This is a genomic window from Shewanella sp. MTB7 (genome assembly GCF_027571385.1).
Lineage (GTDB): Bacteria > Pseudomonadota > Gammaproteobacteria > Enterobacterales > Shewanellaceae > Shewanella.
In genome coordinates, this window is record NZ_CP085636.1 from 5,259,145 (window position 1) to 5,275,796 (window position 16,652).

The window sequence follows — 16,652 nt, forward strand, 5'->3', positions numbered from 1 at the left end:
TATATGGAATTAACCATGTTAGATCTGTCTGTTGTTGCCTTTTATGTGGTGGCTCTGATCACAATTGCGTTCTTCGTATCGCGAGAAAAAGCCGGTCATGTAAAAGATGCCAACGATTACTTTCTTGCGGGCAACAGCCTTCCTTGGTGGGCTATTGGTGCGTCATTAATTGCAGCCAATATATCAGCAGAACAAATTATTGGCATGTCAGGTTCCGGTTACAAAATCGGATTGGCTATCGCTTCCTATGAGTGGATGGCCGCCATTACTTTGATTATCGTTGGGAAATATTTCTTGCCAATCTTTTTGCAGAAAAAGATATACACCATGCCGCAGTTTTTAGAACAGCGCTTTGACTTCAGAGTTCGACTAACAATGGCGATTTTTTGGCTTGGGGTGTACATTTTTGTCAACCTGACGTCAGTATTGTGGCTCGGTGCACTTGCCATCAATACGATTGCAGGCGTAGACATGCTCTACGGCATGGGCTTTTTATGCTTATTCTCTATTGCCTATTCTCTTTATGGCGGATTGAAAGCCGTAGCCTATACCGACATTATTCAGGTCGTATTACTGATATTCGGCGGTTTATTCCTGACTTATACCACGCTTGAGTTATTAGGCGCTGGTGACGGTATTATGGCTGGGATCAATAATATCCTCACTCAAGCACCAGAAAAGTTCGACATGATTTTGGCGCCAGATCACCCCCATTATGTTGATTTGCCTGGCTTGTCTGTATTGGTCGGCGGTATGTGGGTGATGAACCTATCTTACTGGGGATTCAATCAATATATTATTCAACGCACTTTGGCAGCAAAAAACCTACGAGAAGGCCAAAAAGGTATCGCATTCGCCGCTTTCCTTAAACTGCTGATGCCAATTATTGTTGTGGTACCAGGCATTGCAGCTTACCTCTTGCTGCCAGATCTAGACAGACCTGATAGAGCTTACCCAGAGTTAATGACCATGATGCCAGAAGGACTTCGTGGGCTGATTTTTGCCGCTGTGATTGCAGCCATTGTATCGTCAGTGGCATCCATGACCAATAGTATTGCCACTATCTTCACCATGGATATCTACAACCCGTTGAGTAAAAAAGAGCATGCAGCAAAGCATCTAGTTAAAGTCGGCCGTATCGTCAGCTTACTGTCGTTAGTCATCGCCCTATTTACCGCTAAACCTTTACTGGGCAGCTTCGATCAGGCTTTCCAATATATTCAGGAGTTCACCGGCTTCTTTACACCAGGAATTGTTATCCTATTCCTGTTTGGCATGTTCTGGAAGAAAACCACCGCGAATGCTGGCTTAGCTGCTGCCCTAGGATCTGCAATATTGTCTTTTGTATTTAAGATATTTTGGCCGGAACTTCCCTTTATGGATAGGGTTGGACTCGTCTTCCTACTTTGTGGCCTGTTGGCGATATCCGTTTCTTTGATAGAACACAAAAAAGACCAGCCTAAGGTGATTGAACTATCTGATGTCGATTTTAATACCTCTCGCGGCTATAACATTGCAGGCATAGCAGTGGCGCTAATTCTAGTTGGCCAATATGCAACCTGGTGGTAACAACAATAATGTGAAAGCGACCTTTCTGTATTCAGTTCCGGTCGCTAACACGCTTGGTGAGGGAGTTCTTTGGGATGACCTCTCTCAAAAAGTCTGGTGGACAGACATAGAAGAATGTGTGCTGTACGCATTTGAACCCCAGCAGCAGACACTCGAACAATGGCAGATGCCAGAGCGTTTGTGTAGCTTTGCATTAACCGAAAAAGAGGGGCTAATCTTAGGGGCATTTGCCTCTGGATTCGCCCTTTTTTGTTTGCATAATAACCAACTGAAGTGGATTGCCAGACCAGAACTCACTTTGTCAGGCAATCGCCTCAATGATGGTCGAGTTGATGCGGCTGGGCGTTTCTGGTGTGGCAGTATGGTCGAAACAGATGAAGCACGCCCGAACAGTGGCAGTTTGTACTGTATCAGCAAGGGGATTTGTGATTGTCGCGAACAAGGCTTCCAGATTTTTAATGGCCTTAGTTGGAGTCCTGATAATCGTTGGCTTTACTGCGCTGATTCTGATCGCAATGTAATTTATCGTCACGCTTTTGATCATAATACCGGCCAGATTGGTATTGCAGAGGTGCTTGCCACTACACCAAAACAGATCCATCCCGATGGATCTATTATGGATAGCGAGGGGGGGTTATGGAATGCCCAGTGGGGAGGTAGCAGAGTTGTTCGTTATGATACAGCTGGAGAGATTCAATTTGTACTCAATCTCCCCGTGACTCAGCCCAGTTGCGTGGCATTTGGCGGTGAGGCAATGGATCTTTTGTTTATTACCAGTGCTAACCTTGGTCTAAACCAGCAACAGTTAGCTCAGCAGCCAACGGCAGGAGCCCTACTGGTTTATCAAATCCACGGTAAGCAAGGCTTGCCAACCCCGCGCTATCGACTCTAATCTCATTATCTAAAGTGGATAATCGCCCTATCATTATTGTTCACTTACTAACTTCATATTCCTTGTTAAATCATACTCTTGATTACAACTCCATCCCTATTCTATTAGCTAAACTTATTCATTTGTAACAAAAAGTTAGTTTGCACTGTTTGAATACTAGTCAACTTATATTAATTGTAGTATAAATACGATAAGAATAGTAAATATAAGAAAACAAGATGAGTGAGCTTATCCATATTTCCAACGACACTTTACGTCTGGTGGTATCACCAAAGTTAGGGGGGAGCATACTCAGCTTTGAAGCCTTGATAAGTGGCAATTGGCAACCATTTTTACGCAATTCAGGCAACGTAGAACATGTGTTGAATACAGCGAGTTTTCCTATGGTGCCTTTTTGTAATCGTATCCGAAATGGCCTATTTCATTGGCAAGACCAAGCTGTGCAGTTAAGTGCCAATCATCCTCCAGAACCCCATGCTATCCATGGCTTTGGTTGGCAGCAGCCTTGGGTGACAGAACATGTCTCACTCAATCAAATTCTACTTAGCCATAACGAAGAGGGGCAGAGATGGCCTTTTTGCTATTTGGCCCGTCAGCTCTTTACGCTCAGTCGCCGTAGCGTACGTGTCGAAATGACAGTGACCAATCATAGTCAGCAACTGATGCCAGCAGGACTTGGGTTCCATCCCTACTTTCCATTAACACCCGACGTACGCTTTATCACTCATTGCAGCGAAAAGTGGCTGGTTGATAATGATGCCATGCCGACCTCACGGGTTCCCGCACCGGACACCATGGCGAGTCTAATAGGCTTTCCTCTAGCTAACTCAAATTTGGACAATCTATTTGAAGGCTTTGATGGTCACACAAAAATAATCTGGCCTGGATCTGGAAGTCAGTTGGATATACGAGCATCCAATAATTGCCGCTTTCTGCAAATTTTTACTCCTGATAATGAAGATTACTTCTGTGTCGAACCACAGAGTATGTGTGTTGATGGCTTTAATCGACACCAACAAGGCGACACCAGTACTGGCGTCACCTTGTTGGCACCAGGAGAGACGCTGAAGATCTGGATGGAGCTATTTCCTACAAAGCTGGAGACGCCAACCTAATAGCATTTGTGACACTTATGTAACCTCTATATTAGTGAAACAAATATGTTAGCCTTGCTTTTAATCTTATTTATAGTATAAATAAGATTGTTATTAATTATAAGTATAAATGGGGTGTATGTAAGGTGAAAGTTTTGGTTACCGGAGGAATGGGCTATATCGGCAGCCACACGTGTTTGGCGCTGGTGAATGCCGGGTTCGAACCGATTATTTATGACAATTTATCTAATTCGAGCACTGGGGTATTGCAACAGCTTTGCCGCATCAGTAATTGTAAGCAGGCATTTGTTGAAGGTGACATACGAGATACGCATTTATTACAGCAAGTAATGACACAGCACGCTTGTGAAGCTGTGATTCATTTTGCAGCGTTGAAAGCGGTCGGAGAGTCAACAGAGTATCCACTACGCTATTACGACAATAACGTCGCTGGGAGCCTGTCACTATTAAACGCCATGGAAGAGTGCGGGGTTCGCAATATTGTGTTCAGTTCATCGGCGACAGTGTATGGCGATCCTGATCACATTCCAATTAATGAATCTCACCCAATTCGAGCAACGAATCCTTACGGCTGGACCAAGGTGATGGTAGAGCAAATGCTAAAGGATACCTGCGCAGCTCAACCTCAATGGCAGGCTATCTCATTGCGCTATTTCAATCCAGTTGGTGCCCATGAGTCAGGCTTACTCGGTGAAAATCCATTGGGTATCCCTAATAATTTAATGCCCTTTATTGCCCAAGTCGCCGTTGGTAAACGCGCTAAGTTACAAGTGTTTGGTAACGATTACCCCACTACAGATGGCACTGGCATCAGAGACTACATTCATGTGATGGACTTAGCTGAAGGCCATGTTCGGGCATTACAAGCAAAGATGGGACAAACCGGTTTTTTTGCTTACAACTTGGGTACTGGCCAAGGCTATTCGGTCTTAGAGATAGTGAACAGTTTTGCCGAAGCAAGCGGTCAGTCTATCCCCTATGAAGTGTCTCCTCGCCGCAATGGTGATATTCCCTGCTCTTACGCCGATCCCGCATTAGCACAACAGGCGCTTAAATGGCGAGCAAGTCGTAGCTTGCAACAGATGACAGCCGATGTGTGGCGCTGGCAATCCAACTACCCAAGCGGAATATAGGGAGCTGATAATGAATGCCGATGAATTACCCCATAGACGATATAACCCATTAATAGATGAGTGGGTTCTGGTTTCTCCACACAGAAACAACCGCCCTTGGAAGGGAGCAGTAGAAGCAAGTTCAACGGAGAATATCCCCTCTTTTGATGACACTTGCCCTCTTTGTCCCGGCAATGAACGAGCAAATGGTGAAGTAAACATTGATTATCCGAACACCTTGGTATTTTCCAACGATTTTGGTGCCATCATGCCCGTCTCAGCAAAGATTGCCGAATTAAACCAGCAGTCTATGTTAACGCGATCAGAAATGGTCACGGGAGAGTGCCGAGTGATCTGTTTTTCGCCAGATCACAGTAAAACCTTGGCACAAATGAATGTCACAGAAATCCGCCACGTAGTGGACACCTGGAAGCAAAATTATATTGAATTATCTGCACAGTATAACTGTGTGCATATTTTTGAAAACAAAGGTGCGGTAATGGGCTGCTCCCAACCTCATCCCCACGGGCAGATCTGGGCTCATCAACATAGGTCATCTGAAATTGAGAAAGCCAATACAAGCCAAGAAACGTACTTCCACCAGAAAAAGAGCGCGTTGTTGGACGATTATGTGCAGATGGAGATCAAAGACAGAAGCCGAATTGTCGCCGAAAATGCCAATTGGTTAGTGGTTGTGCCTTATTGGGCTAAATGGCCTTTCGAAACCTTGTTGCTCACCAAGCATTCATTGGTTGATATGGGGCAATTAAATGACAATCAAAGCGAAACTCTAGCCCAAATATTGTCAGAACTAACCATACGCTATGACAATTTATTCCGTTGCCGTTTTCCCTACTCCATGGGCTGGCATTGCGCCCCCAAGGATCTACAGAGTAACGCCCACTGGCGCTTACATGCCCATTTTTACCCGCCCTTGTTACGTTCAGCTACGGTGAAAAAATTCATGGTGGGCTATGAGATGTTGGCAGAAAGTCAACGTGATTTGACCGCAGAAAAAGCGGCACAGTTACTGAGAGATATCAGTACTGTACATTATTCTTTGGAGACTCAGCCGTGAATATTGACAAACTGTTCGATCAATTTGAAACATTATTTTCCAAATCTGCGGAAGGTTTAAGTAGCGCGCCCGGCCGGGTTAATTTGATTGGTGAGTTTACCGATTACAACGATGGCTATGTATTACCCTGCGCGTTGCAATTTAGGACTTATGTTGCTTATCGACGTCGCGATGACAATTTGGTAATGGCTTACTCCACCAATTACACAGGAGAGTGTGAAGCTTTTGAACTGGACACCCCTATTACCTATGGCATCAGCCATTGGGGCAACTATATTCGCGCTATCGCATACGTGTATCAGCAAAGTAACCATCAATTCGGTGGTTTAGATATTCTTATTAGTTCTAATGTTCCCCAAGGCGCAGGTTTATCCTCCTCTGCAGCGCTAGAAGTGTCGCTGGGGGGAGCATTAAATCAGGCATTTGATCTGAAATTGAGTTCCGAGCAGATCGCCTTGCTAGGTCAGCGGGCAGAAAATGATTTTATGAATTGTCAATGCGGAATAATGGATCAACTGGTCTCAGCTAAGGCAAGTCATAATCAAGCCCTGTTGATAGACTGCATGAGTTTATCAATTCAAAATTACCCTATCCCGGCAGATCTCGCACTCGTGGTGATTAATTCGAATTTTCCCCGTAAGTTGGTGGAAAGTGAATATAACCAACGTCGCACTGATTGCATGAATGCCGCGGCTAAAATGGGAGTTCCCACCCTACGTCAGGCGACGCTTGATAACTTGGAGTCAGCTCGAAATAACATGAGCTGTAACGAATTCAAACGTGCAAGGCACGTTATCAGTGAAAATCGGAGAGTATTGCAGGCAGCTAAGGCATTACAGCAAAATGATCTAGAAAAGCTCAGTGAATTGATGAGAGAGTCTCATCGTTCATTGCGAGAAGATTTTGAGGTTACTGTTCCAGCGACCGATGGCTTAGTTGAGATTTGCCATAATACTTTAGGTAAAGATTGCGCAACTAGGATGACTGGTGGAGGCTTTGGTGGCGCTGTAATATGTATATGTCACCATGACAATGTACCCAAAATTGTTGATGCAATTTCCAGTCAATACCTTAAGCAATTTGGTTTGGAGGAGACCATTTATGTGGCCAGTGCTGCTGAAGGATTAGTGACGGCCTTGTTCGAAGATAGCCAAGTCCTAGTAGAACAGTAAGGTCATAATGATGAAACTAAGTCGGATTAACTTGAGTATTACTTTGCTGCTTGGATTAGTTACTGTCGGTTGTGTACAGACAAAACAAAAAGAGCAGCATAGTCAGGTAAAAGAGCAAGGTAGACAGCCCAATGTCATTTACTTTCTGGCAGACGACTTGGGCCTAGGAGATTTAGGTAGCTACGGTCAACAACACATTCATACGCCAAATATTGATCGTCTTGCCAGTGAAGGGATGCAGTTTACCAGACACTACTCAGGCAGTGCTGTTTGTGCTCCTTCCAGAGCCAGTCTTATGACCGGCAAGGATATGGGACACACCAAGGTACGGGGTAATTATCAGCAAAAAAATGTGCCCGATACAGCGGAATATCAGGGACAATATCCCCTGCCCCAAGGTGCGATGACCTTAGCCCATCTGTTCCAACAAGCGGGTTATCGCACTGGTGCTTTTGGTAAATGGGGATTAGGTTCATTGCAAAGCAGCGGCGCTCCCGCCGCAATGGGATTTGATCAGTTTTATGGCTATCTAGATCAACGTCAGGCCCATAACTACTTTCCCCGTTTTCTATGGCAAAACCACCAGCAAGATTGGCTCAATAACCCAATGATTAATGTTCATCCTAAGGCTGGTAAAGACTCTAATGACCATAAAGAGTATATGGGTAAAAATTACGCTCCCTACAACATCGTCGCTAAAGCCAAGGCATTTATCCGCCAAAATCAGAGTGAACCATTTTTCCTTTACGTCCCCTTTGTTGTGCCCCACGCCGCGATTCAAATACCTGATGCTGAACTTGAGGCTTATGCATTTAATGAAACGCCCCATGTGATAAATAATGCCCGAGCTTATACACCACACCCGAAACCTCGAGCTGCAAGAGCCGCGATGATCTCCCGCATGGATCGTGATGTCGGTGACATGATGGCGCTATTGAAGGAGTTAGGACTGGACGATAACACTCTAGTATTTTTCTCCAGTGATAATGGTGCCACGACTGCCGGTGGCTCAGATATCGACTTCTTTAGTAGCACCGCAGGTTTACGAGGGGAAAAGGGAACACTTTATGAAGGTGGGATTAGAGCGCCATTAATCGCTCGCTGGCCTAATAAAATTAAACCTGGCAGTGAAAATAATCAGTTGTCCGCTTTTTGGGATATGTTACCAACATTTGCCGAATTATTGCAGCAACCCTCGCCTAACGATATTCAAGGGATATCTATCTTACCGGGGTTATTGGGTGAGCAAAATGATGAGCAACACGAAAGTCTCTATTGGGAGTTCCACAGTCGTAACCCTTCACAGGCTGTTGTGATGGGGGATTGGAAAGCGATTCGCCACTTCAACAAGGTGAAAGATGGTAATGGATTGATCCCCGGTAAAACCTTCCTCTATCATCTGGTCAATGATCCACAAGAGACGGTGAACCTCGCAGATATACACCCTCAATTAACAGCACGAGCAGAAACCATTATGGCTCAGAGACAGAGTGCCCCCCACGCTCCCTGGAATTTTTAGAGATTAGTAAACGCGTTTAGCTTTAGGTGTTCCAACCTTTGCCGGCCTTATGGTCGGCTTTTTTTGCCCTGAATTCTGCCTTTAATTAACATCACAAGAATTCATCAGCCCCTGTTTTCCGCCATAATCAGAGGCGATGAGTTAGCATACTGACCCCACCATAAGAAAGCTTGATAATCACTTTCAAGGAGAGATATCCAAGGAAAAAGCAGGCATAATTCATTGATGGTTATAATTTATACCGGTCAATAAAAAGGGACCCCAAGGTCCCTAACAGTAATCAATACATCTTATCGATCGAAACAACTCATGTTAGCGATAGCCACTGGCGATGATGTGCTCAAGTTTCAGCTTCATCTGGTTGACCTTATCAAGGTTATCAGCCGCCAAGTTGTTCTGCTCAGCGGCATCATTGGTGAGATTATACAACTGCTCGGATTTTTGCAGGCCAACTTCAATATCTTTGTTCTTTAACCAAGCAGGCAGATCTTCACCTAAAAATGGACGGATATACTTCCAACCTCCCTGACGTAAAGACACAGTACCAACAGATTCTTTCACCAAGAACTCTCTACCAGTATCTGTATTACCCAACCAAGCATCCACTTGTGGCAAACTGTCTATCGCCTCACCTTCTGCCAGCTCTAAACCCAGCAACTCAGCCATTGAAGCGTAGATATCAATTTGGGACGTTAATGCTGCACTCTCTTTCGGCTGCACATGACCGGGCCAATAGACAATTGCGGGCACTCGGGTACCAGCCTCATACGCACTATATTTACCACCTCTAAATGGACCGGAAGGCTTGTGTTCGCCTAGCATTTCAACCGCCATATCATGATAACCGTCATCCAACACGGGGCCATTATCACTGGTGAAAATAAGGATGGTATTATCGGCAATGCCCAATGCTTCTAGCTCCTTCACTATCTGCCCCGTCATCCAATCTAGCTGAATAATGGCGTCACCTCTGGGTCCCATACCGCTTTTACCCTGAAACCGTTTATGAGGTAGACGAGGCACATGGATATCATGCATCGAATGGAATAGGAAGAAGGGTTGATCCTTATGCTGACGAATAAAATCGACCGCCTTGGCGGTGAACACATCGGGAAAATCTTCATCCACCCAGTATGCAGACTCACCACCGTCCATACTCCCGATACGGCTGACACCGTTAACTATAGTATTGCTATGCTGGGGATCCGCTTTTACCCGTAACATCTCTGGGTGCGACAAGCCTGTCGGCAAGTTGCCGATGTTTTCTTTGTAGCTCACCGATAACGGATCTGCGCTATCTAGGTTAACAACATGATGATTTTCCAGAAATACCGTTGGCACTCTGTCACCTGTGGCTGGCAGCAAAAAGCTGTAATCAAAACCGATCTCCAAGGGTCCAGGCTTCACTGCCTGATTCCAATCAACCTCCCCATACCCCAACCCCAGATGCCATTTACCGATAACCGCTGACGCATAGCCGGCCTTTTTCAGTAACTTGGGCAGTGTCGCTTGATCTGGATTGATCAGTAACGGCGCATCTCCCGGTAAAATCGCAGCGTTAGAGCGAAAACCATGCTCACCTGTTAGCAAAGAGTAACGTGAGGGTGTGCAAGTAGCTGCTGATGCGTGGGAATCAGTCAACTTAAGCCCCTTGGCTGCAAGCGCATCAATATTAGGAGTATTAACTCCGGTAGCGCCGTAACTGCTGATATCGCCATAACCTAAATCGTCGGCGTAAATGATCACCAGATTAGGCTTTAGCGGCTTGGATTCCACTACAGTCTGGGCATCCATATCGGTTGCTGGTGCACTGATCTTGGTAACCTTAGGGGCATCGTTACACCCACCAAGGAGTAATCCAGTTGCCAGAGTTAACAACAAATGTCGTGCGAGGTTCATGGCGTTCTGTCCAATTTAATTTTATTTATATTATTAATACTATATTTATAGTGGTTATTGCAAATTAGTTACACACCATAGTGTGGTTTCACAGCACAATCAGCTGCTGCATTAGTAGATAGACTTGAGCTTAATGGCATCTTTAGCTTGGTACTCTGGGTTAGTTTCAGTCGCCCTAGGCGCATTCACCGAATCTTGCCATGTCAGTAATGCCTCGAGCATTTTGGCTGTTAACTCGGGTTGATGATCAGCTAGGTTGTCTTGTTCACTACTATCATTGACGACATCAAACAGGAGTTGCTTACCGGTTTCATCACTTTGGATCAGCTTATAATCCCCCATGCGGATGGCAGCTCCTGGGGTATGCTTCCAATAGGGATAGTCAGGGTTGCCACGGTATGGGCCGAATTGGTCGATATACACCGGAGCATGCCAAAATAGACTACGGTTCAATATCTCTTTACTCTGACCAGCTAAGCTGATGATATCGTTGGTAACAGAGGCATTTACTGTGTCGTGTTTGGTTAACGTTGAAGCGCTAGACAAGAGTTGAGCAAAACCGGCGAAGAGATCCGACATCTGCACCGGTGTCGCATTTTGACTATCAGCAGGCAGAACCGCGGGCCAAGTGAGCACTAAAGGCACACGGATCCCGCCTTCAAATAACGAGCTTTTATATCCACGATAAGGCAGTGAAGAGGTGGCGGGATCATAGCCACCATTGTCAGAAGCAAAGATAACCAAGGTATTGTCTCTAAGCCCCAGCTGTTCGAGCTGATGAATAATCTTACCCACGTTATCATCCAAATTACTCACCATCGCAGCATAAGCTGCACTCTTTATCTCTCCGTCTTGCTCGCGCTTTTTGTGGATCCGTTGCCAAGCATCAGGCGCTTCTATCGGCGTATGTACAGCATAAAAAGGTAAGTAAAGAAAAAAAGGCTTTTGCTGCCGAGCGATATATTGAGTGGCTTCACGGGTGATGCGATCACTGAGAAATTCATTGTTTCTGCCCTCCCCCTTAAGGCCAATTAACTCACGTTTGCGTTTACTGTAGGGATAGAAATAACTAGGTGGGTGACCAAGGTGAGAAGATGCATTGGCGTAATCAAAACCATATTCAGCAGGTGGCACCTTGCCCAGATGCCACTTACCTATCACAGCAGTACTATATCCTTGTTGTTTAAATTGATCGGCCACCGTAGTCAAACTCGAGTCCAGTTCGGTGATGTTAGGTACAGGGATAAGTTTACGATATTTGCTCTCACCTCTGGCGGAGCTGCCTACGGTTAAAATACCGTGCTCAGCGGGTGTTAACCCAGTTATCAAACTGGCACGGCTTGGGGCGCAATTCGCTGCATTGGCATAAGCCTGGGTGAAGCTAACACCTGAGCTGGCTAACGCGTTAATATTTGGCGTATCATATTGCCGGGCACCATAAATCCCAGTGTCCATGATACCGAGATCATCAGCATAGATAATAATGACGTTCGGTTGTACATGCTCACTGTTGTGATCCAGGCTTATCCTATCCTCACTACTTGCACAGGCTGTCATCGTTCCTAAACCTGTTATAACGAATGCTAAAATAAATAGTTTCAAACTGACCTCTCCCTAATGACTACTTGCAATGCGCGCGAGCTAACACCCCATCAAATATCTAATTTATATGCTTAAGTTAGCACTTTATTGTGCCAATTAAAGTCTAATTCAGATAAATACACTTTATGACTTATATTTAAAAAATGTATATAAATAGTTAACCGCTGTTGATTTTCTATTCAATTTAGCATATTAATAATACAAATCATAAAAACGAGAAACAATATCAAAAGCACAGGGTGTTATTACCTGCCTAGATAGCGTTTTACTGCTATAACAAATAAACAACATAAGGGGAGGAGATTATGGCTTGGTTTCATAAAAGTGCAGTATCTCTGGCATGTCTTAGCGTATTGACCAGCGCTTCCGGTCTGGCAACCGCTGCCGATGAAGCACATAAAAAACAAACTAAAAAAGAAGCAATGGAAATTATTGAGGTCAAGGGCATCAAGTCCAGCCTGAAAAAGGCACTCAACGATAAACGCTTTGCTAATCAGGTCGCAGATATGATCTCTGCCGAGGATATCGGTAAGCTGCCTGATGAGAACATTGCTGACGCATTGCAGCGTGTTACTGGCGTTACCATTGGTCGAAATTCAGGTGAAGGCACCACGATTAGTGTTCGTGGCGTTGCTCCAGGTTTAAGCAATGTTACTATTAATGGCCAAAGTCAGGCCAGTGCGTCAGGTGAAGGCCGCGAGTTCTCTTTCGACTCCATTGCCTCTGAGCATGTATCTGCATTACAGGTGATTAAAAGTCCCACTGCAGATATGGAAGAAGGCGGTATTGGTGCCACAGTGAATGTCGTGACCCGCCGAGCTCTAGACTTTAAGGATGACCGTACCAAGCTGACTGCATTTGCTGACTACTCTGAATTAACTCAAAAAACAGAACCGCGTCTTTCTGGGTTGATCAGCCGCCAGAACGAAGATAAAACTTTTGGTTTCTTACTGTCGGCTAACCACTCCGTCCGTACTCTACAAGAGGATGCCTTACGTGGATGGGGTTGGCGTCAAAATACAGTGAATGAAGACGATGGAGCCGTTGAAGGCGCAGATGTAGGCGATGAGTATTCTTATCTAAATCGACTTCGTTATCAAACAGGCACAAAAGAGCGCACTCGCACAGGCGGAACACTGTCGCTCCAGTGGCAGCCAACAGATACCTTTGAACTGTACCTAGACACCCTCTATAGCCAACTGACACAAGTTCGCGATGAATCCTATCTGGAAACTCGTTTCCCTGTCGCTGGAAATAAAAAAAAGAAAAAACCAGTAATTCTAAAAGGTTCTGACTCAGCAGTTATTAATGAGAATGGAACCTTAGTTGCGGCCCAAATCGACGCAGCACAGGTATTCAATAGCGCTTGGCATAATGAAGAAACCACTAAAACACTCACAACCACTTTGGGTGGTAACTATCTGCTGAGCGATAACTGGGAACTCGCCGGTGAAATCGGTTATTCACATATTGAACGTAACACCGACGACAATATCCGTTCTTTTGCTGAAGCTGATCATAAATTTGATCTGGATTATCGTCTAGATGGTCGTTTCCCTGTTATCGACTATTACAAAGATGCCAAGAATGACCCAATTAGCGATACCAGTGAGCTGGTTAACCCAGGTAACTCGGATATCTACACCAGCAAGCCAGCTAATCTGAGGGTGCAACTGTTTAATATTGAAAACACCAAGGCAACCGTTAAGTTTGATGTCATAGGAGCCCTAGACGGTGAATTCTTTACCGATGTGAAGTTCGGCACCATGTTTAAACATCAAAACAAGACCCGTACTAAAGACGAAGCCTTTATCAAAAAGTTTGAGGGTCATGGGCTGAATGAATTTAAGGGCGATACGATCACTGGACTGTATGAGGGCTCAGACTCAGAAGTATCTAGTCTTAGTTTTAACCAGACAGATCTATTCAAACTACGTGATACAGCTCAAGCTGAGGGCGTACCCTTAACCCTTGAGCCTGTTCCTGAGTTTAACTATGACGTCACCGAAAAAACCCAGGCTGCCTATGTACGAGTTGACTACAATACTGAAGTTTTCGGAGATATGCCTTTAAGAGGAAATATTGGTGTTCGATATGTGCACACAGATGTTGAATCTGTTGGTATCAGCCAAGAGCTCGATGGCACAGATATAGAACGAACAATAGAGAATGACTATAGCGATGTGCTGCCAAGCTTCAATGTTGCTCTTAGCCTCTCGGACGATCTACTACTGCGCGGTGCTATTGCCAAAGTGATGTCACGCCCCGCCTTATCGGATCTCTCAGCCCATAAGTCAATTAATGAAAATGGTGATGGCGAAATTACGATACGCCAAGGTAACCCAGATCTCGACCCATACCGAGCAACGTCCTATGACTTGTCACTGGAATGGTATTTTGATGAAGCATCCATATTGTCCCTTGCTGGATTTTACAAAGACGTAGATTCATTCATCTTCGATCTTCGCCATGACTCGACTCAGGAAGATGGTATCGACGTCGCGACTATCGAGCCAACCAACGGGGCAGGTGCTAAGGTTAAAGGTTATGAAATTGCCTTCCAGCATATTTTTGAGTATTTGCCAGGTTTCTTGGATGGTTTTGGTCTTAATCTTAACTATACCTATCAGGACAGTGATGCAGACTTCAATCGTGAAGGCGTCAGTAACAGTTTCGGTATGCCTGGATTATCCAGAGACAGCTATAACGCGGTGGTGTTCTACGAGAAGCATGATTTCAGCACACGTCTAGCCTATAACTATCGTAGCCAATATTTGATTGAGCCTTCAGGCCGTCAGGAAAATGTAATATTTGGCGATGATTATGGCCAATTAGATTTTTCAGCCAGTTATGACATCACTAAGCAACTGACTGTCAGCTTTAACGCAATTAATCTGACCGAAGCTGAGCAGCGTCAGTTTGCTGGATTTGAAGAACGTTTGTATGAAAACTATATTTATGGTCGCCGTTACCACCTTGGTTTCAGCTATAGTTTCTAAAATTCTGTTTGTTATCACCTAAGAAAAAGCCTCTCTTTTGAGGCTTTTTTTTATCGGTGTCATTTATTGCAACAAAAGGTAAGTTTTAAGATGCGTTTTCTCCTCTGTCTGTGGTTATTACTATTTCTGGTTGGGTGTCAGTCTCAACCCATTCCCCGCCCCAATGTATTGTGGATTTACGTTGAAGATATGAATAATTGGATGGGGGCTTTCGGTGATCACACTGTACCTACGCCGAATATTGATAAATTGGCCAAAGAAGGGGTTCGCTTTGATAAAGCGATGATGCCAGCCCCAGTTTGCTCCGCAGTGCGCTCGGCTATCATTGCTGGGGATATGCAAACCAGCATAGACGCACATCATCACCGCAGCGGAAGAGCTGGATATGAACCCGTGTATTTAGCGCATTCAAGTGTACCAGAACAGTTTCGACAACACGGGTACGAGACCTTTAACATCGGCAAAGATGATTACAATTTTATCTACGATAGAAGGGACTTCTATTCTTTAATGCCAGGACCTGCTCCTGGACATCATGGGGGTTTTGATGGTGCTGAATTTGATTGGGCAACAAAGTTAGGACAGTCAGGCAAACCTTTTTTTGGGCAAATTCAACTGCGTGGTGGTAAATTAAAAATCAAGAAACCTCCACTTGTCGTTGATCGCAGTTCAGTCACTTTACCCCCCTATTATAACGACCAACCCCTAACCCGAGATGCATGGGCTAAGCATTATGAGAATATTCATATCACTGACCTTCAAGTGGGTGACATCCTTAAGCAGCTACAGGACAACGGGTTACTAGAGAATACCGCCGTGTTCTTCTTCTCTGATCACGGCATGGGCTTTCTTAGGCATAAGCAGTTCTTGTATGACGGTGGGCTGCTGGTACCGTTAATCGTCAATTGGCCAGCAGGAAACGACAAAATTAGAGCCTTAGGCCAAGTGCGCGAGGAGATTGTCAGTGGATTAGATATTGCTGGCGCGAGCATGGGTTTGGCAGGGATCTCAGTGCCAGCACATATGACAACGCGAGATCTGTTTGCTGATGATTACCGCCCTAGAGAATGGGTTATTTCAGCACGGGATAGATGTGATTGGACTTTTGACCGTATCCGTTCAGTTCGGACTGAAAGGTATAAATATATTCGCAATTATTTCCCTGAACGGCCCTATATGCAGTCTCAATTTCGCGATCGTTGGAAGATGACTAAAGAGTATCGTCAGGCGTTTAGTCAAGGTAAGTTCAACTCGATTCAGTCTTTGTTTATGGCACAAAAAAAGCCAGCTGAGGAGCTGTACGATCTACAAAATGACCCCCATGAGATTGATAATTTAGCCGCCTTGCCTGAGCATCAAATACAGCTAAAACAACTTCGTCAAATTTTGAGCCACTGGGAGCAAGAGACCGATGATAAAGGTCAATATCCGGAGACAGACAAGAGTATTGCCGAAGTAATCCGTTATTTTGGAAATAATTGCCAAAGCCCAGAATGCCAACGTTACAGAGATAAGCATCAGTTATCTGGAAACTTAGCCTCGCCTCAGTAACTAGCAAAGCGTCGCCACCAATAAAGCTTCATATCTAAGCTTGCGCTCGTTCCCCCTATCGGATGTGCTAAAATTCGTCTTGCAGACATTTTTTAGCCACCGATTTTTGCGTTAAATGGCTTAACTCTAAGGCCCTCCTCCACC

Annotated in this window: 11 protein-coding genes; 9 read left to right on the plus strand and 2 right to left on the minus strand. The window is 44.9% G+C overall.

The features are described 5' to 3' along the window. Positions 1–3: 3 nt before the first annotated feature. The 7 genes from HWQ47_RS22890 (at position 4) to HWQ47_RS22920 (ending at position 8,457) form a co-directional block, all read left to right on the plus strand. Positions 4–1,569, plus strand: a complete 1,566-nt coding sequence (locus HWQ47_RS22890) for a sodium/sugar symporter (protein WP_269968300.1) — start codon at positions 4–6, stop codon at positions 1,567–1,569. Beyond that, positions 1,553–2,461, plus strand: coding sequence for an SMP-30/gluconolactonase/LRE family protein (locus HWQ47_RS22895; RefSeq protein WP_269971836.1), 909 nt, complete (start codon positions 1,553–1,555; stop codon positions 2,459–2,461). Before HWQ47_RS22890 ends, HWQ47_RS22895 begins: the two co-directional genes overlap by 17 nt. Before the next feature lie 218 nt (positions 2,462–2,679). Continuing rightward, the gene (locus HWQ47_RS22900) at positions 2,680–3,576 is read left to right on the plus strand and encodes an aldose 1-epimerase (RefSeq protein WP_269968301.1); all 897 of its coding nucleotides are present in this window, start codon (positions 2,680–2,682) and stop codon (positions 3,574–3,576) included. Positions 3,577–3,701: 125 nt separating this feature from the next. Next, positions 3,702–4,709, plus strand: a complete 1,008-nt coding sequence (gene galE, locus HWQ47_RS22905) for a UDP-glucose 4-epimerase GalE (protein ID WP_269968302.1) — start codon at positions 3,702–3,704, stop codon at positions 4,707–4,709. A gap of 10 nt (positions 4,710–4,719) precedes the next feature. Beyond that, positions 4,720–5,766 (plus strand): UDP-glucose--hexose-1-phosphate uridylyltransferase, encoded by a 1,047-nt coding sequence (locus HWQ47_RS22910; RefSeq protein ID WP_269968303.1) that lies wholly within the window; start codon positions 4,720–4,722, stop codon positions 5,764–5,766. Then, complete coding sequence (gene galK, locus HWQ47_RS22915) at positions 5,763–6,938, plus strand: galactokinase (protein ID WP_269968304.1); 1,176 nt, start codon at positions 5,763–5,765, stop codon at positions 6,936–6,938. The genes HWQ47_RS22910 and galK overlap by 4 nt, the downstream gene beginning before the upstream one ends. A 7-nt stretch (positions 6,939–6,945) precedes the next feature. Continuing rightward, positions 6,946–8,457 carry an arylsulfatase gene (locus HWQ47_RS22920; RefSeq protein WP_269968305.1) on the plus strand — a complete coding sequence of 504 codons (1,512 nt, stop codon included), beginning with the start codon at positions 6,946–6,948 and terminating at the stop codon, positions 8,455–8,457. A gap of 312 nt (positions 8,458–8,769) precedes the next feature. On the opposite strand, the gene HWQ47_RS22925 is transcribed toward HWQ47_RS22920, so the two are convergent. Next, positions 8,770–10,356 carry a sulfatase family protein gene (locus HWQ47_RS22925; RefSeq protein WP_269968306.1) on the minus strand — a complete coding sequence of 529 codons (1,587 nt, stop codon included), beginning with the start codon at positions 10,354–10,356 and terminating at the stop codon, positions 8,770–8,772. A gap of 111 nt (positions 10,357–10,467) precedes the next feature. After that, a complete protein-coding gene (locus tag HWQ47_RS22930) occupies positions 10,468–11,958 on the minus strand; it encodes a sulfatase (protein WP_269968307.1) in 1,491 nt (496 codons plus the stop codon). Between the two features lie 305 nt (positions 11,959–12,263). On the opposite strand from HWQ47_RS22930, the gene HWQ47_RS22935 reads away from it, so the two are divergent. Then, positions 12,264–14,957 (plus strand): TonB-dependent receptor, encoded by a 2,694-nt coding sequence (locus tag HWQ47_RS22935; protein WP_269968308.1) that lies wholly within the window; start codon positions 12,264–12,266, stop codon positions 14,955–14,957. Positions 14,958–15,047: 90 nt separating this feature from the next. Continuing rightward, positions 15,048–16,508: a sulfatase family protein gene (locus HWQ47_RS22940; protein WP_269968309.1), complete on the plus strand. Its 1,461-nt coding sequence runs from the start codon at positions 15,048–15,050 to the stop codon at positions 16,506–16,508. The last annotated feature ends 144 nt before the right edge of the window (positions 16,509–16,652 follow it).

What these genes read in the sequence shown, in the direction of transcription:
- HWQ47_RS22890 (WP_269968300.1), top strand. Translation starts at nt 4, where the DNA reads ATGGAATTAACCATGTTAGATCTGTCTGTTGTTGCCTTTTATGTGGTG.
- HWQ47_RS22895 (WP_269971836.1), top strand. Translation starts at nt 1,553, where the DNA reads ATGCAACCTGGTGGTAACAACAATAATGTGAAAGCGACCTTTCTGTAT.
- HWQ47_RS22900 (WP_269968301.1), top strand. Translation starts at nt 2,680, where the DNA reads ATGAGTGAGCTTATCCATATTTCCAACGACACTTTACGTCTGGTGGTA.
- HWQ47_RS22910 (WP_269968303.1), top strand. Translation starts at nt 4,720, where the DNA reads ATGAATGCCGATGAATTACCCCATAGACGATATAACCCATTAATAGAT.
- HWQ47_RS22920 (WP_269968305.1), top strand. Translation starts at nt 6,946, where the DNA reads ATGATGAAACTAAGTCGGATTAACTTGAGTATTACTTTGCTGCTTGGA.
- HWQ47_RS22925 (WP_269968306.1), bottom strand. Translation starts at nt 10,356, where the DNA reads ATGAACCTCGCACGACATTTGTTGTTAACTCTGGCAACTGGATTACTC.
- HWQ47_RS22935 (WP_269968308.1), top strand. Translation starts at nt 12,264, where the DNA reads ATGGCTTGGTTTCATAAAAGTGCAGTATCTCTGGCATGTCTTAGCGTA.
- HWQ47_RS22940 (WP_269968309.1), top strand. Translation starts at nt 15,048, where the DNA reads ATGCGTTTTCTCCTCTGTCTGTGGTTATTACTATTTCTGGTTGGGTGT.